The organism is Actimicrobium antarcticum, assembly GCF_039536745.1.
GTDB lineage: Bacteria > Pseudomonadota > Gammaproteobacteria > Burkholderiales > Burkholderiaceae_D > Actimicrobium > Actimicrobium antarcticum.
In genome coordinates, this window is record NZ_BAAAZE010000012.1 from 132474 (window position 1) to 157235 (window position 24762).

22 protein-coding genes are annotated in these 24762 nt (G+C 59.8%); 3 read left to right on the forward strand and 19 right to left on the reverse strand.

Translation table 11 applies throughout. The features are described from left to right. Positions 1-354 precede the first annotated feature (354 nt). Together ABD720_RS14920 and ABD720_RS14925 are read left to right on the forward strand one after the other, a co-directional pair. A complete protein-coding gene (locus tag ABD720_RS14920) occupies positions 355-1488 on the forward strand; it encodes a sensor histidine kinase (protein ID WP_344764291.1) in 1134 nt (377 codons plus the stop codon). Between the two features lie 125 nt (positions 1489-1613). Beyond that, positions 1614-2627, forward strand: coding sequence for a DUF6352 family protein (locus ABD720_RS14925; protein WP_344764293.1), 1014 nt, complete (start codon positions 1614-1616; stop codon positions 2625-2627). A gap of 105 nt (positions 2628-2732) precedes the next feature. Here ABD720_RS14925 and ABD720_RS14930 read toward each other — a convergent pair whose 3' ends face one another. Further along, a complete protein-coding gene (locus ABD720_RS14930) occupies positions 2733-4178 on the reverse strand; it encodes a DUF1501 domain-containing protein (RefSeq protein WP_344764295.1) in 1446 nt (481 codons plus the stop codon). Positions 4179-4191: 13 nt separating this feature from the next. Next, positions 4192-5805, reverse strand: coding sequence for a DUF1800 domain-containing protein (locus ABD720_RS14935; RefSeq protein ID WP_344764517.1), 1614 nt, complete (start codon positions 5803-5805; stop codon positions 4192-4194). Here ABD720_RS14935 and ABD720_RS14940 point away from each other — a divergent pair. Then, on the forward strand, positions 5687-6082 hold the full coding sequence (locus tag ABD720_RS14940; protein WP_344764537.1) for a hypothetical protein: 396 nt from the start codon (positions 5687-5689) through the stop codon (positions 6080-6082). The genes ABD720_RS14935 and ABD720_RS14940 overlap by 119 nt on opposite strands. Positions 6083-6273: 191 nt before the next feature. Here the strand turns inward: ABD720_RS14940 and ABD720_RS14945 are convergent, their stop codons facing one another. From ABD720_RS14945 to ABD720_RS15025, 17 genes are all read right to left on the reverse strand, one after another. Then, positions 6274-7257 carry a bile acid:sodium symporter family protein gene (locus ABD720_RS14945; protein ID WP_344764520.1) on the reverse strand — a complete coding sequence of 328 codons (984 nt, stop codon included), beginning with the start codon at positions 7255-7257 and terminating at the stop codon, positions 6274-6276. Positions 7258-7263: 6 nt separating this feature from the next. Next, positions 7264-8859, reverse strand: a complete 1596-nt coding sequence (locus ABD720_RS14950) for a gamma-glutamyltransferase family protein (protein WP_344764297.1) — start codon at positions 8857-8859, stop codon at positions 7264-7266. A gap of 100 nt (positions 8860-8959) precedes the next feature. Further along, positions 8960-9685: a GntR family transcriptional regulator gene (locus tag ABD720_RS14955; RefSeq protein ID WP_344764299.1), complete on the reverse strand. Its 726-nt coding sequence runs from the start codon at positions 9683-9685 to the stop codon at positions 8960-8962. Continuing rightward, positions 9646-10626: an ABC transporter ATP-binding protein gene (locus tag ABD720_RS14960; RefSeq protein WP_344764302.1), complete on the reverse strand. Its 981-nt coding sequence runs from the start codon at positions 10624-10626 to the stop codon at positions 9646-9648. Before ABD720_RS14960 ends, ABD720_RS14955 begins: the two co-directional genes overlap by 40 nt. Next, complete coding sequence (locus ABD720_RS14965) at positions 10623-11684, reverse strand: ABC transporter ATP-binding protein (RefSeq protein ID WP_344764304.1); 1062 nt, start codon at positions 11682-11684, stop codon at positions 10623-10625. The genes ABD720_RS14960 and ABD720_RS14965 overlap by 4 nt, the downstream gene beginning before the upstream one ends. Further along, a complete protein-coding gene (locus ABD720_RS14970) occupies positions 11681-12571 on the reverse strand; it encodes an ABC transporter permease (protein ID WP_344764307.1) in 891 nt (296 codons plus the stop codon). Before ABD720_RS14970 ends, ABD720_RS14965 begins: the two co-directional genes overlap by 4 nt. Before the next feature lie 12 nt (positions 12572-12583). Continuing rightward, positions 12584-13537: an ABC transporter permease gene (locus ABD720_RS14975; RefSeq protein WP_344764310.1), complete on the reverse strand. Its 954-nt coding sequence runs from the start codon at positions 13535-13537 to the stop codon at positions 12584-12586. Between the two features lie 89 nt (positions 13538-13626). Further along, positions 13627-15243 carry an ABC transporter substrate-binding protein gene (locus ABD720_RS14980; protein WP_344764312.1) on the reverse strand — a complete coding sequence of 539 codons (1617 nt, stop codon included), beginning with the start codon at positions 15241-15243 and terminating at the stop codon, positions 13627-13629. Between the two features lie 271 nt (positions 15244-15514). Further along, complete coding sequence (locus ABD720_RS14985; RefSeq protein ID WP_344764314.1) at positions 15515-16306, reverse strand: glutaredoxin domain-containing protein; 792 nt, start codon at positions 16304-16306, stop codon at positions 15515-15517. 20 nt (positions 16307-16326) lie between these two features. Further along, complete coding sequence (locus ABD720_RS14990) at positions 16327-16725, reverse strand: DUF192 domain-containing protein (protein WP_344764316.1); 399 nt, start codon at positions 16723-16725, stop codon at positions 16327-16329. A 41-nt stretch (positions 16726-16766) separates the two neighbouring features. After that, positions 16767-17060, reverse strand: a complete 294-nt coding sequence (locus ABD720_RS14995) for a hypothetical protein (protein WP_344764318.1) — start codon at positions 17058-17060, stop codon at positions 16767-16769. Continuing rightward, positions 17057-17827, reverse strand: a complete 771-nt coding sequence (locus ABD720_RS15000) for a hypothetical protein (protein ID WP_344764321.1) — start codon at positions 17825-17827, stop codon at positions 17057-17059. The genes ABD720_RS14995 and ABD720_RS15000 overlap by 4 nt, the downstream gene beginning before the upstream one ends. Positions 17828-17839: 12 nt before the next feature. Continuing rightward, on the reverse strand, positions 17840-18697 hold the full coding sequence (locus tag ABD720_RS15005) for a hypothetical protein (protein WP_344764324.1): 858 nt from the start codon (positions 18695-18697) through the stop codon (positions 17840-17842). 5 nt (positions 18698-18702) lie between these two features. Then, on the reverse strand, positions 18703-19557 hold the full coding sequence (locus tag ABD720_RS15010) for a hypothetical protein (protein ID WP_344764326.1): 855 nt from the start codon (positions 19555-19557) through the stop codon (positions 18703-18705). Beyond that, positions 19554-20984: a pilus assembly protein TadG-related protein gene (locus tag ABD720_RS15015; protein WP_344764329.1), complete on the reverse strand. Its 1431-nt coding sequence runs from the start codon at positions 20982-20984 to the stop codon at positions 19554-19556. The genes ABD720_RS15010 and ABD720_RS15015 overlap by 4 nt, the downstream gene beginning before the upstream one ends. 195 nt (positions 20985-21179) lie before the next feature. Further along, entirely contained in the window at positions 21180-22916 is a 1737-nt protein-coding gene (locus ABD720_RS15020) for an ABC transporter ATP-binding protein (protein ID WP_344764332.1), read from the reverse strand. After that, positions 22906-24648, reverse strand: a complete 1743-nt coding sequence (locus tag ABD720_RS15025; protein ID WP_344764335.1) for an ABC transporter transmembrane domain-containing protein — start codon at positions 24646-24648, stop codon at positions 22906-22908. The genes ABD720_RS15020 and ABD720_RS15025 overlap by 11 nt, the downstream gene beginning before the upstream one ends. Between the last annotated feature and the right edge of the window lie 114 nt (positions 24649-24762).

The window sequence follows — 24762 nt, forward strand, 5'->3', positions numbered from 1 at the left end:
GACTGTAGCCACGGTTTGTTACCCGGCGATGACGGGACTGATTTTTTGGCCGGCAGGTGTTCGGGTTGCGGCAGAATTCATGGATACCTGCCCTGCTACGAGCGGATTTCAACAGCGCGAAGGAGCGCCGGCCAGTCGATCAACGTTCCCGAGATTTTCCGACTGCGGAGCGTGCTCCTGCAATTTTCTCTGAAGTCGATACCGTTTGGTGACCGACTGTAGATCTGCCCGTAATATGGTTCGCTGAAGAATGTCGTAACACCAGGAACGCGGGTGTTACTATCAAAAAATCGTCAAGATTGCGTTGCACATCTGCGGTCCCTTGTGTAGCGATACACGAGTACGGAGGGTTCCATGATGCACAACTTCCTCGCGAACAATCGCGACGAATTAACCCGTCGATGTCGCGTCAAAGTGAGTGAACGCAATGGGCGTTCGGCGACCGAGCAGCAACTCAAGGATGGTGTCCCGCTCTTCCTGAATCAACTCATCCGAACCCTGGAAATCGAACAGACCTCGCGTCCCATGGACAGCCGGAAAATCTCCGGACCGGCCGGCGGCGGAAACGCGCTTTCCGAAGTCAGCGTTTCTGCAGCCCAGCATGGCAAGGACTTGCTGGATTTGGGCTTGTCGGTTGATCAGGTCGTCCACGATTACGGCGACCTGTGTCAGGCCATTACTGATCTGGCAGTGGAGAGAGATGCACCCTTCGAGGTGGACGAATTCCGCACATTGAACCGCTGTCTCGATAACGCCATTTCGGACGCTGTGACCGAATTCAGCTATCAACGCGACACCATGAATTCAGAGGCCAGTTCACTTGAATCGAACCAGCGCATGGGCTTCTTCGCGCATGAATTGCGCAACCATCTCGGCACGGCATCATTGGCTCTCGCCGCCGTCAAAGCGGGCAACCTCAGCCTGACCGGCGCAACCGGTTCAATCCTGGACCGAAGCCTGAAGTCACTGGAGAAGCTGATTCAAAGCTCGCTTGAAGACGTCCGGACAGTCGGAGAAAACAGCGTCATCCTGCAGTCGTTTTCTCTCGCTGATTTCATCGCCGAAATCTATGCGGCAGCCTCGCTGTCGATTGGAACCAGAGGGTGTACTTTCAAGGCTCTTCGCGTTGATCCTGACCTGGCGATCAATGGCACCCGTGACTTGTTGATGGCCGCAGTGGCCAATCTCTTGCAAAACGCGTTCAAGTTCACACAGCCGCATACCGAGGTTCTGCTGACTGCGTACGCAGCGGGAGACCGCATCCTCATCGATATCAAGGATCATTGCGGCGGCCTTGGTACCGGCGTTGCCGAGACCATGTTCCTGCCGTTTTCGCAGGCGAGCGAAAACCGGACCGGTATCGGTTTGGGGCTCACCATCGCCAGGCAAAGTGTCAATGCGAACGGTGGAATACTGACTGTTCAAAACATGCCCGACGTCGGTTGCGTCTTTACCATCAGCCTGCCGCGTCATGCCCTGCCGACCTGAGTCGCGTTAGCTGGAATCGCTATCGACGGCGGTGGCACTGAAGGATACGCCGCGCCACCCTCCGCTGGCGTCCGGCCTATGGGATACTTGCGCCCCACACCAACGACCGCCCCTGCGCCCTGCCCATGCACGATTTCTGGACCCATTCCGGTTTTAACCTGACCCAACGCCAAACCGATGGCCAACTGCTGGTGAGCGATGCGCTGTTACGCGCTTGGTGGTCGCGCCCGGAAGTCGCACCGGTGCCCGAATCCTGCAGCGCGGAACTGGCCTTGCACGACGCGCTACTCGCGACGCCGCGTCGTCCCGTTTCCGCGCAGGAGTTGGCCGCCCTGCAAGACCCTGATGCACGCGACAACTACGGCGTGATGCTGGCCTTCCGTGACCGTTTGCTAACAGCGCCAACGCTGGAAGCGGCCTATCTGGATATTTTCAGGAACGGCAGCGTGACCGTGCCACCGCTGTTCATCGATCAGCTCGCACAGATGATCGTGCGCGGCATTCTGGACGGGTCTGACGATGCACTGCTGGCACGCACCGCCGAATTGTTTTTCCGTCCGCAAAAAGTCGCTCTCGAAGACGGTCGCATCATGCTGGCCGATGCCGCCACGGTCGAACTGCATGAATCCGGCAGCAATTACGGCGACCTCGGTCGCCTACTGGTGGAGTCAAAAACCAAGCCGCGCCGGGTCGATCTGGATGTACTGTCGGACGACAACGCGGACCGCTACTGGCAACGCGACGAAGCCCATGACACTGTGCTGGCATTCCAGCAGGACAGCCTGGCGCTGGCGCGGTTTTGTCGTTTGATTGCGTTATGGGTGCGCCATTTTTACAGCGTCGATGTGGTGGTCGAACCGGTCGCAAAGATCAATGATCCGCATTGGGCATGGCATATCGGACTGGATGCCCAGGCCAGTGCCATCCTGAACGATCTGTACAAAGGAAAAACGCTGGATGCCGACCGCAACCGCCGCATCCTGTCGCTGTTCACAATGACGTTTGCCGATCCGTCGGTGGTGCGGCCGGACGTTGCCGGCCGGCCGGTGTATCTGGCTTGCGCGATGACAGAGCAGGATTTGCTGCGCATCAAACCACAGAACCTGCTGCTGAATTTGCCGCTGGCGTCGATTTCCTGAAACCGCTGAATCGGGCCAACTCGGCTCAGCGGAACGATGAAAACGACGACCGAGGTAACTGACTTTTCCTTCCAGCACACGCACCGCATCTGCGGCCCGCAACGATCAAAGCATGAACCCCAGGTTCTTGTTGCTGAAGTTGCCGATCGCCGGAAACACATCGGCAATTTGCGTCGCACTCAGACCAAACCAGCTGGCCAGCGTTGCACCGTACTGATCGACCGATGTCTGCGGCAGCAGACTACCGGAGCCGACATCGAGATCATGCTTGAGCCCGGTCACGGGGAAGGCGCCGTAGATGTCTTTTCCCTTGACGGCGCCACCCATGACAAAGTGATGCGAACCCCAGCCGTGGTCGGTGCCATCACCGTTGCTGGTGAAGGTCCGGCCAAAATCCGAGGCGGTAAATAGCGTGACCTGATTGCGCAGGTTGACGCCCTGCAGATTGCCCATGAGTCCATCGAAATACGCCAGCGCATGGGCCACCCGCGCCAACAAGTCGCCCTGGGACTTGCGCTGTCCGTCGTGGGTATCAAAGCCGCCCATATTGACAAAAAATATCTGCCGTTTCGCACCCAGTACGCTGCGGCCGGCGATGGTTCGGGCGATGGTCTGCAGCTGCACCGCCAGTGGATTCGTCGCCAGCTGACCGCTATTCGGGTTGGTGTATTGCGTCGGATTGGGAACACCTGCGGGACCGGCTGCCACCATGGCATTGGCGAAGGTCATCTGAGCCTCAATCCCGCGTCGGGTGACGGTGGCGTAATCCTTCTCGAACAGATTGGTGCGGTCAGCGCTGACGATGGCCTGCAGCGGGTTGGCCCCCGCACCGGACCCGAACAGCGATCCCGTCAGCGCATTGATGGGTATGGCGCCGGCGCTGCTGACCTGATACTGGTTCACTGTTAGTCCCGCCAGGAATACCGTGTTGCCGGTCAGAGAAATGGTCGTAAATAATGGCGACGAATTACTCGCCATCATCAGGTCGCCCATCCGTCCGCCCCAACCGGATCGGGCTCCTTCCGGCAACGACGATTGCCAGAACGATTGTTGATCGTTATGGGAAAACAGCTTGGGCGGCAAGCTCACACTGCGCGCCCGGTACTGGACCAGCGTGGTTGGCGTAATGAGCGTGCCGACATTGGCGATGATGGCAACCCGGTTCGCGTCGAAGACATCCTTGAGCGGTTGCAACGACGGATGCAATGCAAAGCTGCGACCGGCTTGTGCCGTTTTCGGCGTAATCGGCAGGACGCCGCCAGCGGCACCGACCGACGGCAAGGCAATCGAATCGGTATCGCTGGTCGTGCGCAGGCGCTGGTATTCCGCCCAGGAAGTCGGATCGGTCGCCAGCACCGTATTGACGTGGTCGTTACCACCGGCCATGAAGAGGCAGATGATCGCCTTGTAATCGGCGGGTGCGGTTTGCGCGGCAGCCGCGCCGATGGTTGCGAGATTGAGTGCGAATGGCGCTCCTGCGCTGCCAGCGAGTGACAGCATGGAAGCGGCGCGCAGGAATTCGCGGCGCGACGCGTTGGGCTTGGTAGTCATTTCGGTCTCCGGATTATTTCTGGACGAGGTATTCGGTCGAAGCGAGTGTCAGGAACACGGACAGCCAGACGCGATTCTTTCTGGCACGATCGGCCGCGACGGTATCGGTTGCCGAGATCGCGACCGAGTTCAGCGCCGCCAGAATCTGGGTACGCAGCATCGGTGTCATCTGGCCTGCCAGCAGCAGCAAATCGACCCGATCGATCAGTTTGTCGGGTGTGTTTGCCAGCGCAATCTCGGTGACATAACTGCTGGTGACATCCCGGTTCGCACCAGCACCATTGGGCACGATGTCACGCATCGTATTGAGGTAACCAACCACCGATGTGTTGCCGACCAACTGCATTTCCGGCGCAACCAGACCGGCACTGGCAATCGCCGTATTGGGCGGAACATAGCCAGGCCGATAAAAATTGAAGACCGATGGCGAGCGTAGTGGCGACTGGCCGAGCGACGATATCGGATCGTCCAGGTTGGTCATCAGGAAGCGGCCCGATGCCGAGGTCACGCCGAACGCCCGCATCCATCCGGCCAGGCGCAGGATCGGTTCACGCAGTTTGCCGTTGTCGATGGCACTCAACCGTGTCGCACTGCCGGCTTCCGGGTCCAGCAAAATCGCCCGGATCACGGCCTTCATGTCACCGCGTACGCCCTGACCATCGTTGGCAAAGGCGGCACTGACGCGGGCAACGTAAGCGGGACTGGGATTGCTCACCACCAGCCGCTGGATCAGTTGCTTGCCGATGAATGGTCCGACATTCGGATGGTTGAATAAGCGGTCCAGTGCGACCTTCAGGCTGGCTTCCGGATTGGCGGTACTTTGGGCGGGCACCGTCACGCCGAGGAAAGACTTCTCGGACGTCGAATGAAATTGCGGATAGCTCTGCATCGGCTTCCAGTCACGATCAGGATCCTGGGTGCCGTTGCCGGCAAAGCGGGCATTACTCTTGTCCGCACCGGCCCAGCTCCAGCCGGTAAAGACCTTGGCCAGGCCAGTGATGTCGGCACTGGTGTAGGTCTCGATCGGCGCGCCATTGGCTTTTTTCTGACTGCCGTCCGGATTCAGTTCGAGCAGTCCGATCGACATCAACTGCATCACTTCACGGGCGTAGTTCTCGTCGGGCGTGCGGGTCGCATCCTCTTTCTGGTTATGCAGCGAGGTCAGGTAGACGCCCATGGCCGGATGCAGCGAAACCGCTTCGAGCAATGACCTGAAATTACCGAAGGCATTCGCTGCCAGCGTGTCGTAGTAGCCCGCCACCATCACCGGATGGTCGGAAAGAAAAGCGTCCTGCAAGGAGACCACGAAAATCTGCGACAGCGCGAACGTGACGCGCTGCCGAAGTTGATCCTCACCGGTGGCTGCCTGCTTCCAGAACGTTTCGAATACATTGTTCTGGCCCAGCCTTGCGCCATTGGTCAGCGTCGCCGCAGTCTTTGTCAGATAGTCGCGATGCAATGTCTGCGGTTTGAGAAACTGGCGCTCGATCCAGTTACCTGTTCCACCGTTGACTACGTCGCCGATGCTGGCGCTGTCGGCACCGAATGAGGCCTGGGCCAGGAAGCGGGAGGCTTGCGCCGCTGTCGGCTTGATGTCGACAACTGGTGTTGGCGTCGATGGTGGTATTGAAGCTGGCGGAGATGTCGAAGCTGACGGAGGCGTCGAAGCTGGTGGTGTCGTTGAAGCTGACGGAGGTGTCGAAGCTGGTGGTGTCGTTGACGCTGGTGGTGTCGTTGACGCTGGTGGTGTCGTTGAGCTTGATGTTGGTGTCGCTGTTGCTATTGACGTTGGCACCGGTATTGGACTACCGGCATCACCCACGTCCGACGACGAACCGCCGCCCCCGCACGCACTCATCAAAACCAATATCAACAGCGAAATACCGGTGCTGAATTTCTTGTAAAGCATCTGTCCGCCCGATTAAAAAAATCAAGGTTTGCATCGTCGCGGAGATAGACTTTTAGTCTGAAAATTTTTTTTATTTGTGGCGTTTGCGTTGAACAAAAAGCCGTCTTTACCGATAGAAAACTTTGCCCTTACAAACTTTCTTCCGGCAAAAAAATTATCGGCATTTTTTCACTGTGCGTTGACGTATCAAACAGCCCTGCCCAGCGGCACCGCACGTCGTGCATAGCGCTGCGCCAGCACGGCGCACACCATCAATTGCAGCTGATGAAACAGCATCAGCGGCAACACCACCGCACCCAATGCGTGACCGGCAAACAATATTTTTGCCATCGGAATGCCACTGGCGAGACTCTTTTTGGAGCCGCAGAATACGATGGTGATTTCATCCTCCTTGTTGAAACCGAGCCAGCGACTACCAAAAGTGGCGATGGTCATAATCATGGCCAATAGCAATCCGTCGATCAGCAGCAATCCGACCAGCGAATGACTCGGCAATTGCTGCCACAAGCCCTGGTTCACGGCTTCGCTGAAGGCGGTGTAGACCACCAGCAGAATCGATCCCTGATCGACTACCTTGAGCATCGCTTTGCTGGCATCGACCCAGCCACCGATCCAGCGTCGCGCGATCTGGCCAGCGATGAATGGCAACAGCAATTGCAGGGCAATATTGCGGATCGCATCGAACGACGACAGCCCGCCGCTGTGCGCCACCACAACCAGCCCGACCAGCACCGGCGTTAGAAAAATCCCCAGCAAATTGGAGGCCGACGCGGCGCAGACTGCCGCCGGCACATTCCCCCGCGCCACCGACGTGAAGGCAATCGACGACTGCACCGTGGACGGCAAGACGCAGACGAACAGAATGCCCAGATACAGGTCCGGCGTGACCAGCGACGACATCAGTGGTTTGAGCGCCAGCCCCAATAGCGGCAGCAACACAAACGTGCAGACCAGCACGGTCAGATGCAGCCGCCAGTGGGTCGCACCGGCGACGACTGCCTCGCGCGGCAGCTTCGCGCCATGCAAAAAAAACAGCAGGCAAATGGCGGTATTGGTGATGCCGTTGAAGACCAGCGCCGTGGTGCCGGAACACGGCACCAGCGTCGCTGCCACCACCGTGGCGATCATCATCAACATGAAATTATCAGGCATGAAACGCGGCCGCTTGATCATCGTTCAGTACCCCGCCACGCCGCCATCCGAACGCGGATCGCTGGCACCTTCGAGCATGCCATCCGGATGCCGCACCAGCGCGCCGGCATGCCCCATGGTTTCGTCGAACGGCAGCAGCACGTCGACTTCATGACCACGGGCGATCAGGTCATCGACCACCGATTGCGGAAAGCGCTGTTCGAGCTTCAGCGTGTCCGAACTCTGGCCCCAGGTGCGACCCAGCAACCAGCGCGGCGCAGTCACCGCCGTTTGCAATGGCTGGCCGAAGACCACGTGTCGCGTGAATACGGCCGCCTGGGTTTGCGGCTGGCCATCGCCACCCATCGTGCCGTAGACCATGGTGCGGCCATCGCCGAGACGGGCGGCGGCAGGATTGAGGGTGTGGAATGGTTTCTTGCCGGGCTTGAGCGCCAGCAGTTTGTCACCATCGAGGCTGAACGAGGCACCGCGATTTTGCCAGTTGATGCCGGTGTTGTGCAGCACGACGCCGCTGCCGAACTCGTGATAAATACTCTGGATGAAGGACACCGCCAGGCCACTTTCATCGATGGTGCCCATCCAGATCGTGTCGCCGGGACCACGACCATTGCCCCACGGTGCGGCCTGATCGAGGCGGATCGTCGCCGCCAGCGCATCGAGGTTTGCGGGCGCCAGCAGCGCTTGCGGATCCACCGTCATGTCAGCCGGATCGGTGATGTACTGGTCGCGCAACTGGAAGGCGCGCTTGGTGGCTTCGACCACTAGATGGACATGGTCGGCACTGTCGGCCTCGACGTCTGCCAGACCGACGCGATCGAGCAGGCCAAGAATCGCCAGCGAGACGGCACCCTGCGTCGGCGGCGTCATGTTGAATACCTCGCCGGCCGAATGGGCCAGCACGAGTGGCGTCTTGCGTTGTGCGTGGCAGGCGCGCAGGTCGGCGCGGGTCAGCAACGTACCGGCAGCCTGCAGGTCGGCGGCGATATCGTCGGCCAGTGCGCCACGATAGAAACTGTCGAGGCCATCGCGCACCAGCGTCGCCAGCGTACGCGCCATGCGTGGTTGCCGGAAGCGTTGCCCGGCCAGCGGCAAGGCGCCATCGATCAGGAAGGTGTCGGTAAAACCCGGTTGCGCTGCCAGTTCCGGCAGCTTGGCTGCGGTTGCATTCTGCTGGCTGACCGTGACCGGCACACCGTCTTCGGCATAGCCGATGGCGTCCCGCAGCAGGCGCGCCAGCGGCAACTTGCCACCCAGTTCGGCGGCGACTTCGAGCGCGGCATTCCAGCCGCCTATGGTACCGGCCACCGTGTTGGCGGCGAGCGGTCCGCGCACCGGAATCGCGGCCAGGCCACGCTCGCGATAGGCTTCGATGCTCGCTGCCAGCGCCGCCTGGCCGCAGGCATCGATGGCAATCGGCGCGCCACCGGGCGGCACGATCACCCAGAACGAATCACCGCCGATGCCATTCATATGCGGATACACGACGGCGATGGTGGCGGCGGCAGCGACCATCGCTTCGATCGCATTGCCGCCATCGCGCATCACCGCAAGCGCGGATTGCGAGGCAAGATGATGCGGGGCGACGGCGATGGCATGGGTGGCGCGGGCAGTGTTAAGCATGGTGTTCCTTGTTCGGTGTAAGTTTTTTGTGTAAGTTTTTTGTATCAGGTTTTTGGTTTGCTGCAAGGTATCACGCATGCAGGCACAGGGGGCGCAGGCATCACGGTCGCGTCTGTTTTTCCGATCCTTCCGACCAACCCGGCGAGACGCGCGCCGCCGCACTGCGTGCCGACATCAGATGCGCGCGCATCTGCCGCTGTGCCGTCGTGACGTCATGCGCCAGCAAGGCTTCGATGATCACGGCATGTTCCTCGAACGAGGCACTCATGCGCTCGACATCACGGAACTGCGAGCGCCGGAAAGGCGCGATCCGGTGCCGCAAACCGAGTGCCATGTCGATCAGCACCGGATTGCCGCAGGCCTGGATGATGACCTGATGCAGTTCGTGATTGAGGCGGTCATACAGGTCGGCATCGCCGGCCCGCATCGCCTCGCGGGATTGCGCATGCAGCGCGCACAGGTGGTCGCGTTCGGCCATCGACATGCGGATCGCCGCATGCCGCGCACAGGCCGCTTCGAGCTCACCGATGGCCTCGAACATGCGGTCCCGCTGCTCCGGCGTCAGCGCGGCAACGATGGACCCGCGATTCGGGCGCGACACCACCAGACCCTGGATCGCCAGCTGTTTCAGCGCTTCCCGCACCGGCGTGCGGGACACGCCGAACAAGCCGGCCAGCATCGCTTCATCCAGCCGCGAACCCGGCTCGAAACGACCGAGCACGATGTCGTCGGCGATCTTCTTGCTGATCTCGTCGGCGCGAGCGCCACGAATGCGTTCGGTGGCACTCACGCCGCTGCCGCCAGCGGCAGCAATGGATGCCAGCACGCCAGCCGCGCCGCGCCATCGGCGACGACCGGCGGCACCTCGATGCGGCAGCGTTCGGAGGCCTGCGTGCAGCGCGGCGCAAAACTGCATCCCGCTGGCAGCGCAGCCAGGTTCGGCGGCGCACCGGGAATCGCCGACAGCGGCTTGCCGCGATGCTCGCCCGACACCGTCGAGGCCAGCAAGCCACCACTGTACGGATGACGCGGACGGTGCACGATGCCGGCGACCGCATTGTCTTCCACGATACGACCGGCGTACATCACGGCGATGCGGTCGGCGACTTCAACGGCGGCGCCGATATCGTGCGTGACAAAAATTACCGCCATGTCGGTCTCGCGCTGCAGCTCGCGCAACAGCAGCAATATCTGGATCTGGACGGTGGCATCGAGCGCGGTAGTGGGCTCGTCGGCCAGCAGCAATTTCGGTTTGCAGGCCAGCGCCAGCGCGATCATCGCGCGTTGCCGCATGCCGCCGGACAGCTCGTGCGGATACGCATCGAAGCGCCGCCGCGCCTGCGGAATCTGGACCCGTTCCAGCATCTGCAGCGCCTGTGCACGGGCGCTGGCATCGGAGATTTTTTCATGCGCGCGGATCGCCTCGGTGATCTGCTGACCGATGGTATAGACCGGGTCGAAGGCCAGTCCCGGTTCCTGGAACACCATCGACGCCACGCCACCGCGATACGCTTCCAGCGCCCTGCCCTGCAGCGCCAGCACGTCCTGTCCGTCGACCTGGATCTGGCCGCTGATGCGGGTGGTGCGGGGCGAATGCAGGCGCAGCAAGGTGCGCAGAGTCACGCTTTTTCCGGAACCGGATTCGCCCAGCAAACCGAGCACTTCGCCAGGCTGCAGATCGAAGCTGACCTGATTCAATGCGCTGGCGGTACGACTGCCATGGAATTCCACACTGAGGTTGTTGACGGAGACCAGAGGGGTAGTCATGCGGCGTGCTCCACAGTGAAAACGGTGTGACCCGATTGCGGATCGTTCATGTGGCAGGCGACCTGATGGCCGGGCAAATCACGCGCCGGCAACAGCGCCGGCGACGTCGCACAGACGGCTTCGGCATGCGGGCAGCGGTCGCGAAAGCGGCAACCGGGCAGCGGGTTGATCGGATTCGGCGGGTCGCCGGCCAGTGGCGGTTTTTCGGTGCGATGCGCCGGGTCCATCGACGGCACGGCAGAGAGCAAGGCGCGCGTGTACGGATGCGCGGCCTGTCCGTAGATTTGCTCGACCGGCCCGATTTCGACCACCTGTCCCAGATACATCACCATCACTTCATCGCACAGGTAATGCACCACATGCAGGTCATGCGAGATGAACAGGTAGGTCAGCTGATGTTCGGCCTTCAATTCCTGCAACAGGTTGAGGACTTGCGCCTGCACCGATTTGTCGAGTGCGGCCACGGCTTCATCGAGGATTACCAGACGCGGATTGAACGCCAGCGCCCGCGCAATATTGACGCGCTGGCGCTGGCCGCCGGACAGCTCGTGCGGATAGCGCGAACCGAACTGATCCGGCGCCAGCCCGACCCGGGCCAGCAGCTGGCGGGCCCGTTCGGTCGCATCGGCCGTGCTCAGGCCGTGGGCTTGCGGGCCGTAGGCGATGGTCTCGACGATGGTCAGGCGCGGGTTGAGCGAGGCGAACGAATCCTGGAATACCATTTGCAGACTTTGCCGGAAGCTCTTGAGTTCCAGCCCGCGAAATTCGCCGACGCCTTCGCCATCGAAAATCATGGTGCCGCTGTCGGGCTCCATCAGTTTGGCAATCAGGCGCGCCGTGGTCGACTTGCCGCAGCCGGATTCACCGACGATGCCCAGCGTGCTTCCCTTGGCAATCGAAAAGCTGACGCCATCGACCGCATGGACGAACTTGCGTTCGCGGTCGAGGACACCGGTGCGCACCGGGAAGTATTTTTTCAGGCCGCGCACGATCAGCAGGGGCTGGGCCGGACCGCCGCGATCGGGTGCGGTGGGAATGACAGGAATGGTCGTCTTCATTTGCGGATATCCATGGCCGAGCGCACGCCATCGGCGAGCAGGTTAAAAGCAATCGACGTGAAAAAAATCATCGCGCCGGGCAGTGCTGCCACCAGCGGATTGCGGAAGATGGCCGAGCGCAAGGTGTTGAGCATCAGGCCCCACTCCGGCTCCGGTGGCTTCACGCCCAGACCGAGGAACGACAGGCCGGAGCCGAGAATCATGCTGACACTCAGCAAGCCGGTCGCATACACAAACACCGGCCCAAGCACATTGCCCAGCACATGCACGCGGATGATCGAAAACGACGACGCCCCGCTCATGCGAGCCGCTTCGATGTAATCGAGCCGGCGCACCTGGGTCGTGACGCTTTCGGCCACGCGCACCATTTGCGGCACGAACACCAGCGTCAGCGCGATCAGGCTGTTGCTCATGCCGGGGCCGAGTGCACCGGCAATCGCGACCGCCAGCAGCACCGACGGAAACGCGTAAAACACATCCAGCATGCGCATCGTGACCATGTTGGCGCGCCCGCCGACATAGCCGGCAAAGAGGCCTATCGAGGTGCCGATGATGAAGGCCGCCAGCACCGGCACGATGCCCATCAGCAGCGACAAACGGCCACCGTACATCAGGCGCGTCAGCAAATCACGGCCGAGTTCGTCAGTGCCCAGCAGGTGACCAGGCGAACCGACCGGCAACAGCCGATTGAGCATGCTGGCCTTGAACGGATCAGCCGGTGCCAGCCACGGTGCAAAGATGGCCGCAGCGATAATCAGCAGCAGCACAAGGGCGGCAATCATGGCGACCGGATCGCGCCGTAACTGGCGACCGACCACGATCCAGAAACTGCGACTGGGCGCAGTTGCGGCTGTCATCGTCGCTTCCGGCGGCAGGGAATTTGTCATGGCGGTATTCATTTATTGGCGTCCCATGCGTGGATCGATCAACGGCTGCAGGATATCGACCAGCAGGTTCAGGGCGACAAAGAACAGGCACAGCACCAGGATGGTTCCCTGCAAAAGCGGAATGTCGCGCTGGAAGATCGCGGTGTTGAGCAGGAAGCCGGTGCCCGGCCAGGCAAACACGGTTTCGACCAGAATCGATCCACCCATCAGGTAACCCAGCTGCAGGCCAGCCACGGCCAAAATAGTCGGTGCGGTATTCTTGGCGACGTGGCGGAAGATGGCGCGGTTGCTCAGGCCGCGTGCACGCAAGGCGATCACGAATTCCTGTTCCAGCATGTCGGCCACCAGTGCACGTACGGTGCGGGTGATGATGCCCAGCGGGATCACCGACAGCGTCAGCGCCGGCAGCACCAGATAGCGCATGTGCTCGATGTCCCAGAGCCATTCGGACGAGCCGCCGGGACCGGCACCCATCGCCGGGAACCACGCCAGCTTGGTCGAAAAAATAATCGTCAGCACCAGGCCCAGCCAGTAGTGCGGAATGCTCACGCCAACCACGGACAGGACAGTAGCGATCCGGTCGATCCAGCCGCCGTGCCAGTAGCCGGCGAGCGCGCCGAGGATGCAGCCGGCCAGCACGCCAAGCAGTCCGGCGACACCTGCCAGCAGCAATGTGTTGCTGACGGCGCTGAATACTTCGGTGATGACTTCGCGGCCGGAGGCGATGGATTTGCCGAGGTCGCCCTGGACTGCACGCAGCAGCCATTTTCCGTACTGGACCGGGATCGGTTTATCGAGGCCGTAGGCGGCTTTTAATGCGGTAATGACTTCGGCCGGTGCATCGGCCGGGGCGATCGCATTGAGCGGATCACCGGGGGCCAGATAGACCAGCATGAACGACACCACAGTGACACTGAGTGCGATCGGAATTGTGTAGAGCAGGCGTTTCAACATGTAGGAAAACATCGGGACTTTCGTTGGTGCCTGGACGGTGTTGGTTCAAAGGTATTGGTGCAGCCACGGGCACCTGCCGAATCGGCAGGTGCCCGGCGCAATTACATCTTCAATGTCGTCAAATCCTGAAACCAGTGTTGCGCCTGAATGAAACCCTTCACTTTCGGCGACAGCACATGCGGATTCACATCATGGACAACCCACAGCATCAAGGCATCGTCGACCATGGTCTGATGCACTTCGGCCAGCAAGCTGTCCTGCACTTTCGGGTCGAAGCTGGTGCGGATCTTGTCGATCGCGGCATCGACTTTCGGGTTGTTGTAACCACCCCAGTTCACACCGTTCGGCGCGACGTAGCGGCTGTCGACAAAGCGCGTGATGCCATAGAACGGATCGGAAGTGACGTAGCCCAGATTGATCGCGCTGATGCCTTTGCCGGCGTTCATGTCCGACTTCACGCCGCTGCGCCAGTGCAAGTACAGGTTCTCCAGTTCGACCACTTCGAATTCGAGCTGGATGCCGACTTCGGCCAGGCTTTGCTGGACATACTCGTTCATCGGCAACGACAACATCTGACCGGTGCCACCCTGGGCGATGATGACCTTGGCCTTCAATGGCTTGGCTTGGCTGTAACCGGCTTGTGCCATCAGCGCCTTGGCGGCAGCCACGTCGTAAGTCAGCTTGAAGGTCGGTTTGCCGAACCAAGGACTAGTGGTGTCGAGCTGGCCCTTGGCAGGAACGGCCAGGCCATTGAGCAGCTTGACGATGCCCTCGCGGTCGATGGCCAGGTTGGCCGCCTTGCGTACGCGGATATCGGCCCACGGTGAACCGGGCTGGGTACTGAAGTGATACGGCCAGACATGCGGCGTGACATTCGTGACCAGCTTGAAGCCGGCGCTTTTGAGTTGTGGCACGACATCCGGCGGCGGCGTTTCGATCAGATCGACCTGGCCGCTGAGCAGCGCATTCGAGCGCGTCAGTGCATCCGGAATCGGGATCAGGACGATACGGTCGGTCTGCGCCATCCGTGTCTTGTCCCAGTAGCCGGTGTTTTTGACCAGATCGGCGCGCTCGCGCGGTACCAGCTTGTCGAGCTTGAACGGGCCGGTGCCGGACGGTTGCGAGGCGAACTTGTTCCAGTCGCGGCCGAGTTTTTCCCACTGCGCCGGACTCGATACCAGGAACCACGGCAGCTGATACGGGAACAGGGCATCGACTGCCTTGGTGGTGATTTCAACGGTGTAGTCATCGATCTTCGAATACGACGCAATCGATGGAATCCGCGGCCGCACTTGCGCACTTTGCTTGGCATCGAATTGCGGCGACTTGTCGTTCAGGACCTTGTCCAGATTCCAGATCACGGCATCCGCCTTGAACTCGGAACCGTCATGGAACATCGCACCCTTGCGCAACTTGAAGACCCACTTCTTGTTGTCTTTCGGATCGACTTTCCATTCCGTGGCAAGGCCTGGCATCAGCTTGCCCGGACGGGTACCGATGTTGGATTCCCACGCGACGAGCGGATCGTAAATCGTGTGACCCGTAAATTGATACGCGCCAGCACCGCGATCCGGCTGGCCGGTGGTCAGCGGAATATCGGCCATCGAAATCCCGTAACGGGCGACGGTTTCGGCATAGGCGCCGCCATGCAGGGCGAGCGCAACAGGAACAGCTAACAGCCAGCGAGGCAATTGCCTGGACTTGAACAAAGGTTGCATGCAGATCTCCGGTAGGTGGACAAGACCTGAGCTCTATTGCATGCAACGTGCCAGCTATTGCAGACTTTAAATTGTTTTTAGCAAGTGCTTGTTTTCAATTGGCTTATCACGCTTTGTGCTGCGGGCATCTGCTGGCTTTTGATAACGACGTGGATTTTTTGCACGCAAACTTACATGCAAGTGCACCACCGGCGTACAAAAATGTATGTAGTTGTATTTAAAGGGGCGTACGACAAAGGGGCATGTGCCAAAGGGGGATGCGCTCAGGCGGTCATCCGCCTTTTTTGACGAGCAATTTATCGACCCACCCTTCGCCGCGACTGGAGGTCACGCGATAAAGCCCGCCGCGTTCTTCGCCCATGTAAATCACTTCGTCGCCTCTGCCGAGCATGAGCAATTTCGGGCTGGACTTGCTGGGCTGCTGATAGACCTGGATACCGGCGATCCTGCCGACCAGTGCATCGCCCGACTGCAAACCGCCAGTACCACCACCAGCTGCTGAGCCGACACGATCCGGTCCGATGGCCGAATCTGGCATGGCCCGATTGTCGTTGCCCAGCGAGCGCTTGAATACCGCGTAATTCTGATCGAACGAGGACTCACTGAAACCCGACTGCGTCTTGGTGCCAAAGACCATGAACGGCACACCGCCGGTGCCACCGAGCCCCTTCATTTCGGCGCGGTAGGATGGATTGGCTTCGATGTCACGCTCAACGAAGGGTATGTTCTTTTGCTGCATGTACGATGCCGCCTTCTTGCAGTAGCCGCACCAGGCGGTGCGATACATGACGACTTTTCCTTGTGCGTCTTGCGGCATTTGCGCGCCATTCGTCACTCGTCCGACCGAGACGTCGGTAATCGATCTGATCGCATTGGAGAGCATGTCGCCGGACTGTCCCTGCCCGTAACCTTGCCCATATCCTTGCCCTTGCCCTTGTCCTTGCATCAGGCCTCTGAGCAGGCCGTTGAAGTCTTGTGCAATGGCAGATTGGGTCAGACCAATGCACAGCACGGACGAACTTGCTGTCAAAAGTGCCGTGAGGCGGATTATGTTTTTTGCCATGATGCTTTCTCGGGATGAGTTTAGTGAACGCCAGGCTGTGGTGTGGATGTCGATGTTGATACCGATGTAGGCGTTCCAGCTTGCGCAGCGGTGGGCCAGAGTCGCTGCCCGACGTGCAACCCGTAACGCGCGGCGCCACCGTCCGAGAGTTCCAGACAACCATGCGCCGCCCGCACCACAGCCGCCCTGAAAGGCTGCAGCTTCGGCACGATCTCCAGCACGACGCCGGCGCGGTCGATAAAGACGGCATCGATGGTGAAGCGCATGAACGCGGTGTGGATGTTATTGCACGGAACCAGCAGCAAGCCGGCGTCATCGGCCAGACGTCTTCGCCCGAGTAGCCCAATGAGGCGCTGCCAGAAACTGCGGGCAATCTCGATCTGCAAGCCGGGTATCTGCGGGGTGGCGACGGGTTTCATAGGTATTTCACAACGGAAAAAATTAGTCGGCCCAAGCAGGGTCAGCCGGGTAGAGAGATAGCGTAGCTAAAATTACGATAGGCAATTTGAAATGCATCAACAAGTTGCCACAGGATGCTAGTGTTATCCGCCATCCCGATGCCCAGCGTGAGCGCCAGCGCGCCGCAGACAACGATGTACTCGACCATCGACTGGCCCTGACAGAGTCGGCGGCGCAGTGGTGCTGGAATGCAGCGCGGTCTGAAATGCAGAGTGGAAAGCGATGTCGCATTCCATGCTGCATTGGATGTGACATTTGCCGTGCAAGGCGACGGACAACGCAAACGCTGGTTCATTGGAATCCTTGCAAAGTCACGGTGGAATTGAATACGACTGCGGTTTTGTCGCCGCTGCGGCTGATCACGGCCATCGCCTCTTTGCCCGGCGACTTGAAATACATCGTGCTCGCTTCGGCCATGTGGGCCGGAAGGCTGCGACGCATAGCCGCATCGGGACGAATTTCGCGTTCGAGGGCGAAGCCGTCTTCGGTCATCAGGCGCAGCAGTGCATCGCGGTTGGCCGACTCGCTATGGCTATTGAGGATCACCATGTGGCGCGCCGCCCGGCCGTTTTCCTGCGAGGTCATCTGGCTGCTGATGACCGACCCGGCCGGCAAACGGTTGCGCCAGCGGGTGTCGGCGTCTTGTTGTTGCGCGTGGTTGGACGACATGGCTGCAAGGTCGGTGACGGCCACCGTGCCTTTGCTACCGGCACCAGCTGCTTCGATCTGCACGGTGATGTAAAAGCCTCCCTCGGCGCGGCCCAGAACCTGCTTGCCGTTCACCACACTGTCTACCAGCGGCTGACCGAGCGAGCGACGGAAAGCATCGATCATCTCGGCCGGACGGCGGTTTGAGACGAAGCCTTTCAGGCGCATCGGCAACCCGTTGACGGTCATCTGGTCGGCGATGGAAAAAGTGTCGAGGTTGGCGGGCAAGACGGGCTGTGGCCAGCGGGTATCGGCACTGGACGGGCTGGCGATGGTGGCAGCGACGGTTACTGCTGCCACAATTTTCAGCACAGATCTGAACAAGGAATATGGAAGGCTCTTGATGACTTTCATGATTTTCTGCCCTCAGTTCGCCGGTCTCAGTCGGTCTTGAGGAACGACATCACGCCACGCCTGCAAATTACCGAACCGGGGTGCATCGACCTGATTCAAGTCAACGACCGTAATTGCCAGATCGAGGGCTGGCTGGATAGTTGCAAGTGCTGCTGTTACTGGTGCAAGTCGGCCAAACCGGTCTTCGGTTACCTGCGGCGACGACGCACTCCACGGCTCAAATAGCAGGCTGGTGTGACGCTGGATCGACAAATTGATGTTGTCAAAAGGCTCGACACTGCGAATTCCGGCCGGCAGGTTGGCCAGCGCGACGGACACGTTGGCGGTGTACACGCCCCGCGACTGCAGTCCCATCTGCGCCGCATTAGCGAGCGGCACGAGGTTGAAAGGCGCGCCATCTGCAGCGCTACTGAAACCGCTGGCATGGTTCGCGCCGCCAGCACCACCTGCTCCACCTGCGCCGAATGACAGGGCGACATCGCTGAACCTTGCAATCAGCGGATTACTGTATGGATCACGCCAAGCCTGATTACGATTGGCCTCGAAGTCGCCAGCGACATCATTGGTCTTGATCGGCGCATCGCTGTTACTGAAAAAGCGCCGTCGCACTTCGTCAGCCAACTGCGCTTCGGGCTTCCAGCCGTCGGGGCTCTGGATATCATTGCGCGTGGTCGCATCGAAGGCAGCGTAGCGACTGGCCATTTGCGTGGCGTGGCGAATGTCCTGGTATTTGCCGATCATCGGGAAGAGCAGGAAGAGCGGGATCAGGGCGACGGAGAGGACGATGAATTCGGTCATGGCCTGGCCGCGCTGGCGTGACCCGCAATGGCGCGCGTCGTTATTGACTACCGATCGTTTGACGGGCTTCATTGCGGTCAATCTCTGTTTGGAAGCTGGCTGGAAAATACTTTGTACTTGCCGGATAACTGTGGAAATAACGTAAAGAGCGGCACCATGATGTTCGTGTGTATTTCGGTTGCCTCACTTGAATGAAAGTTTTTTCCAGCACCGTCACCAATACTGAAATCGCGTTTGAGCTCCACGCCAATTTTAAAATCGTACATGTTTGTCACATTGGAAAAAGCACCAGTTCTGATGACACAAGATCGCGACGAAGCCATTAAATCAATGTTCAAAAAAGTGCAGGGATATCCCAAAATAACAGTGGATTCTCCGTTCAGAACTGCAGAGTTTCGCCCGAATTTTTTATCCGGGAGTCGCGATATTGATGAGATATCCACATCACAATATCCTACTGAGCGCATGTTCCACGGTGTGGACCTGCAGACGCCGAGCGATGTAATCGAGAGGATTTCCAGCTTGTCGTCACGTTTCATCTTGCAGTCAGCTGTCAGCATATAAACTTTTATTTGTTTGTAAATCGTCGTTGCCCCCGGTGCGAAATAGGCATCGTCGATACTTTCAAATAATTTATCGCCCGGTGGTGGCTTCTGAAGTGTCTTACCCATTTCGGCACAGAGCTTGGCGCTGTCTTCCAGTTGCTCCTTCATTCCTGCAGGCATGAACTCCCCTACCAATCGCACATGCTGAACTTGAATTAGAGTTTCCGCGTTAGCACTTGCTGTGAGTAGAACATTCGCCAATATCAAGAACGTGGGCCCGACGAAAAGCATTCGATATTTTTTCATGTTGATTGACCGCACAGCAGCTTTTTTGACATGTGCGGCAAGCATTTGCAGACTCGTCAACGTTGAGGTGGAATAAGTCATGGAGCGGCCAGAGCCAGACGAACCTGCCAGTAAGGATTGAACAAGCTGCCGATTTCGCGCCGGGAGACACTACCCAGAACAGCTTCCGCGTACTGGTTAAAATTGCCGCCAGCTACATTGCCGGGGTCAGTTAATGGCCGTTCGAAAAATACTTCGCCACTGGCAGTGGCTGTCATGACGCCATTGGCGAAGTTATTTGAAAAATTATTCAGGCGCGGCGTCGCAGTGATTGCAGATGAGCCGTCAGAAGTACGCGTACTCGCTGCGTTACGTGTCAATCGCACGCTGAATTTCATCACCGGATCGGCAGCAGTCAGGTCCGACAGGTCGTAGAAGGACGGCAATCCGGTATAGCCGTTCCATGCAGTCGATGTCGCACTGCCACTGGCTGCGGGGTTGGTTGAACGAGAGCCGCCCAACCACGCCCCTGATTCATCCTGATCCATTCCATCCGGATAGGCCTGCTGCATACCGACGCCTATGGGAGTTTCCCTCTGGTCGCAACTCAGAAAACCAAGAAAGCCTCGACTTTTACGCCAGGCCCAAAATGACTCGGTGTCTTCGGCTTTCCATTCATCCAGCCCGATCAACTCGGTACCGCCGCGACGTCTGACGGAATTCGTCCGAAGACTGTCAAGGCAGAATTGAGGTACGACTGCATTGGAAGTCCAGTTACGTTGGCGAACAAAGCTATCGGAGCTTGCTGCAATCCTGGCGACTTCTGCAAAGCGGGTACGGTCAGCATCGGCATATCGGCGAGTGAATCCATTGAGTAAATCGAGACTGCTTGAAGGATTGCCGGAAGAGGTTGGGCCAAGGGATGCGACAGTGACTGCACCATCACCAGCATAGTTACGATCAGCGACATCCTGCATGACACGCAGGCTGGCGGCCTGAAAGTAGACTGGCGCATGCAGTAGCGTTTGAGCGGTTCGGATTGCAGTTTTGCTGGCTTCTATTAATGGAATCATTCCGGCAGCGGCGTTTGTCACAGCTGCGCCTGCATCAGAGAGAACATTAATAGCAAAGTTAGCGGCCAGCAAACAAAAAGAGCCGTATATCAGATCAAAGTCAACAAATGCGGAGACTACGGCGGTGTCGATATTGAGGCAACTAGGGAGCACCAATAACAGCTTATTGCTATGCGTCGTCACATACTGCCCCCAAGAAGACAAACTAACCATCTGCGCCACCAGCACCTCATTGGCCACCAGCGCCCGATTATTATAAGCATCAAAATTCAACGCCCTCGCCTGCATCACGCCGGCGCTGTACGCCACCGCATCCGCCGTATTGACCAGCTTGGTTTTTTCGCTACTGAGCTGCCCGGTATTGAACAAAAAATGCAGCGCCGTCAGTCCGCCAATCAGGACAAATATGCCGTAGATCAGCGCTTGGCCGCGCTGGTGCTGACTGCCTCGGTACATGCGTGCTCCGGACGGAATGATGGGTTGAATGGGGGGCTTTTTGATGCGAGTTCAGCGATGGTAGCGGGCAGGAGGAAGCCCGCATCAACTCTGTATGCGCCGTGCAGATAAATTTGAGGTTGGCCGGGCTTCGACGTTTTTGGTGGCAAAAATGCCAACCCGTAACGCTTACACGAGGCGGGTCAGGGCAACTTGCTAATCCACCAGTTGCTGCAGCAGATACAACTTCTGATAAATCCCGTCCTCGATGTCCATCAGTTCGTCATGCGTGCCCTGCTCGGCAATCCGGCCATGATTGAGGACGATGATGCGGTCGGCATCACGGATGGTCGACAGGCGATGCGCAATCGCGATCAGTGTCACGCTGCCGCGCAATTCGTCGAGCGCAGTTTGCACGACCTGTTCGGTTTCGCTGTCGATGTGCGAGGTGGCTTCGTCGAGGAACAGGATGCGTGGCTGGCCTGCCAGGGCGCGGGCGATGGCGATCAGTTGCTTCTGGCCGGTCGACAGGCGCGCCCCGCCCTCGCCCAGCGAGGTGTCATATCCCTCTTCGAGCGCCATGATGAAGCCGTGCGCCTTGGCGGCGCGGGCGGCGGTTTCGATTTGCGCCTGACTGTATCCGCGACCCATGTCGATGTTGTCGCGGGCGCTGGCCGCCAGCAAGAACGGGTCTTGCGGGACCAGTCCGACATCGTCCCGAAACGCCGTGTCGCCAATCGTGCTCAAGGGAATGCCGTCGATGGCGATGCTGCCGTGTTGCGCCGTGTAGAAGCGCAGGAGCAGACTGAGCAGCGTCGATTTGCCGCTACCGGTGTGGCCGACGATGCCATAGAACGCGCCGGCCGGAATCTCCAGACTCAGGTCGTGCAACACGTCTTCGCCGGGCGCGTATCCGAAGCGCAGGTCGCGGATCGAGACTGCACCGGCGCTGATGCGAGCGGCGCTGGTGTTGGCAACGGCCTGGTGTTCGTTCAGCAAGATATTGACCCGCGCCGCTGCCACCACCGATTGCTGCAGCTGGCTGAACTGCAAGGTAATCTGGATCAGCGGATCGACGACTCGGGCGATGTAGCTGACGAAGGCGTACAGGATGCCGACTTCCAGCCCGCTGAATTCACGCTGGCCAAAACTGTAAATCACACCGACCAGCAGCAGCACATTCAACAAGTCCAGCGCCGGACGCAGCAGCCACGCATTGGCGCGCAGTTCGGCCACGCGGGCGTGGTATTGCAACTGGTTGGTGGCGCGGAAACGTTCACCAAATCGCAGTGCGGCATTGCTCGCCTGCAGCACCGTCATGCCGCCGATGGATTCGGCCACCTGTGCATTGATCTCGCTGCGCAATTCACGCGCCCGCGTGACCGCCGGCGCACTCATGCGCTGATAAAACCAGACAATCACGATCACCGCCGGGAACAGCATCAGCACCACCAGCATCAGGCGCCAGTCCAGCCAGGCCATCGCCAGCATGGCCCCGGTCAGCACGATGCTGCTGTCGAGCATGACAAACAGCACCTGGATATACAAGTTCTTGACCGCCTCGGTATCGTTGGTGACACGACTGACCAGCTGACCCGTGATGGCCTTGTCGAAGAACGCCATTGGCAGGCGCAGCACATGGCCATACACCGATTCGCGCAGGCGCCGTACCGAGCGCATCGCAAGACCCGACAGGCGCACCAGCTGCACGTAGCGCACCAGGCTGGCGACCCAACCGGTCACGAGGATGCCGGCCAGCAGCGCGATCATGCGCGGCCAGTCAAGCTGGTGCGGCAGCAGGTGATTGTCGATCAGCGACTTGCCCAGCAGCGGGCCGATCACTTCCAGACCGGCGGCCAGAATCAGCCAGGCCGTGCCGATGTACAGGTGTTTGCGATCCGGCGCGGCAGAGGTGCGCAGCAGATCGACGGCTTGCCGAGTTTCAGAGCGCATCGAGGCGAGCCTCCAGTTGTTGGTAACGCCACTGGCTGGCGTACCAGCCATCCAGATCAAGCAATTGCTGATGGCTGCCGCGCTCGGTGATATGGCCTTCGCGCAGAACCAGTATCTGGTCGGCATCGGCCACTGCACTGAGGCGATGGCTGGCGATGATCACGGTGCGGCCGTTGCGGGCCACGCGCAAGTGCTGCAGGATGCTCGCTTCGGTGCCGGTATCGACGGCCGACAAGGCATCGTCGAGCAACAGCATCGGCGCGTCGGCCAGCAAAGCACGCGCAATCGCCACGCGCTGGCGCTGGCCTCCCGACAACGTCACGCCGCGCTCGCCCACCGGCGTGTCGTAGCCTTGCGCAAAACGCAGGATATCGTCGTGCACCGCCGCCAATCCGGCCACGTGCTCGATTTCGGCACGACTGGCTTCGGGACGCGCCATCGCAATGTTGTCGGCAATCGACGAGGAGAACAAAAAGGATTCCTGCGGCACCCAGCTGATCGCCGTACGCAAAGTCAGCAAGGTGTAATCGCCAAGCGCATGCTCGCCCCAGGTCACCTCGCCCTTGAGCGGGCGGAACTGGCGCAGCAGCAGGCGCAGCAGCGTCGATTTGCCGGACCCGGTTGGACCGACCAGCCCCAGGGTCTGGCCGGGTTCCAGCTGCAGCGAGACTGCCTGCAAGGCCAGCGCGGTTTGTCCGGGATACGCAAAATCGACTTGCTCCAGTGCCAGCATGCCGGGCACGAACGTGTCGATGCTGCCGTGATCATCGACCGACAGCGGCACTTCCAGTACCGGCTCCAGCCGCTCCCAGGCAGCGCGTCCGCGCTCGATCAGCGACAGCACCCAGCCGGCGGCAAACATCGGCCAGATCAGCTGGCCGAGATACATCGTGAAGCTGGTCAGAGCGCCGATGGTCAATTCATTGTTCCAGACCAGATAACCACCCAGCGACAGCGTCAGCACACCGGCCATCGACAAGGTCATCCCGACCGCCGGTTCATACGCTGCTTCCCACCGTTGCGCGCGCAGGTTGGCCGCGGCGGCGTGTTCGGCCAGCGCGGCAAACTGCACGGCACTGCGCTGTTCCAGCCCGAGCGCACGCAGGGTGCGCACACCGGCCAGGGTTTCCTGCACATGGTCATTGAGATCGCTGAAGCGCTTCAGGGAATCGGTCGAGGCGCGGTGGATTTGATTGGAGATGCGCCAGAACGCAAACGCCATGACCGGGAACGGCACCAGCGCAATCAGCGTCAGCCGCCAGTCGACACCGATCAGCATCATCGCCAGCACCATGAGCAGGGTCAGTGACCCGTCAAAACCGGCCAGCATCGCCTCGCCGGCCGCCATCTCGATGGCATCGACATCATTGGTCGCCAGCGCCATCAGGTCGCCGGTGCGCTGCTTCTGGTAAAACGCCGGGCCTTGCAGCGACAGCCGCGCATACAGGCGGGTGCGCAAGCCCACGCCGAACAGGTACGCCGCCTTGAACAGCTGCAAACGCCAGCCCACCCGCAAGAAATAAATCGCTACCCCGATCGCCACCAGCACCGCCAGCTCCTGCAACAGCGCCACGCCACCCAGCTGCCCCGCGACCAGTGCATCGATGATGTGACCAACCTTGCGCGGCACCCAGACGGTCAGCAGCGCGACGGCTGCCAGCATGGCACCAGCGGCGATATACGACTGCCAGTGGGTGCGCACGAATGTGCCGATGAGTCGGAACAGGGTCATTCAAACTGCCTTTGCAAGGGATGGCTGGAAAGCGGGAATAGTGGATAGACGAGTCAGCGTTTCTGCGCCACGGCGGATCGCGTCGGGGCCGAATTTTACCGCAAGTCGGTAGAT

Coding starts and splice junctions, on each gene's coding strand:
- ABD720_RS14970 (WP_344764307.1), bottom strand. CDS start 12,571: ATGACAAATTCCCTGCCGCCGGAAGCGACGATGACAGCCGCAACTGCG.
- ABD720_RS14980 (WP_344764312.1), bottom strand. CDS start 15,243: ATGCAACCTTTGTTCAAGTCCAGGCAATTGCCTCGCTGGCTGTTAGCT.
- ABD720_RS14920 (WP_344764291.1), top strand. CDS start 355: ATGATGCACAACTTCCTCGCGAACAATCGCGACGAATTAACCCGTCGA.
- ABD720_RS14990 (WP_344764316.1), bottom strand. CDS start 16,725: ATGAAACCCGTCGCCACCCCGCAGATACCCGGCTTGCAGATCGAGATT.
- ABD720_RS15005 (WP_344764324.1), bottom strand. CDS start 18,697: ATGAAGCCCGTCAAACGATCGGTAGTCAATAACGACGCGCGCCATTGC.
- ABD720_RS15010 (WP_344764326.1), bottom strand. CDS start 19,557: ATGACTTATTCCACCTCAACGTTGACGAGTCTGCAAATGCTTGCCGCA.
- ABD720_RS15015 (WP_344764329.1), bottom strand. CDS start 20,984: ATGTACCGAGGCAGTCAGCACCAGCGCGGCCAAGCGCTGATCTACGGC.
- ABD720_RS14985 (WP_344764314.1), bottom strand. CDS start 16,306: ATGGCAAAAAACATAATCCGCCTCACGGCACTTTTGACAGCAAGTTCG.
- ABD720_RS14950 (WP_344764297.1), bottom strand. CDS start 8,859: ATGCTTAACACTGCCCGCGCCACCCATGCCATCGCCGTCGCCCCGCAT.
- ABD720_RS15000 (WP_344764321.1), bottom strand. CDS start 17,827: ATGAAAGTCATCAAGAGCCTTCCATATTCCTTGTTCAGATCTGTGCTG.
- ABD720_RS14965 (WP_344764304.1), bottom strand. CDS start 11,684: ATGAAGACGACCATTCCTGTCATTCCCACCGCACCCGATCGCGGCGGT.
- ABD720_RS14995 (WP_344764318.1), bottom strand. CDS start 17,060: ATGAACCAGCGTTTGCGTTGTCCGTCGCCTTGCACGGCAAATGTCACA.
- ABD720_RS14925 (WP_344764293.1), top strand. CDS start 1,614: ATGCACGATTTCTGGACCCATTCCGGTTTTAACCTGACCCAACGCCAA.
- ABD720_RS14960 (WP_344764302.1), bottom strand. CDS start 10,626: ATGACTACCCCTCTGGTCTCCGTCAACAACCTCAGTGTGGAATTCCAT.
- ABD720_RS14975 (WP_344764310.1), bottom strand. CDS start 13,537: ATGTTTTCCTACATGTTGAAACGCCTGCTCTACACAATTCCGATCGCA.
- ABD720_RS14930 (WP_344764295.1), bottom strand. CDS start 4,178: ATGACTACCAAGCCCAACGCGTCGCGCCGCGAATTCCTGCGCGCCGCT.
- ABD720_RS15020 (WP_344764332.1), bottom strand. CDS start 22,916: ATGCGCTCTGAAACTCGGCAAGCCGTCGATCTGCTGCGCACCTCTGCC.
- ABD720_RS15025 (WP_344764335.1), bottom strand. CDS start 24,648: ATGACCCTGTTCCGACTCATCGGCACATTCGTGCGCACCCACTGGCAG.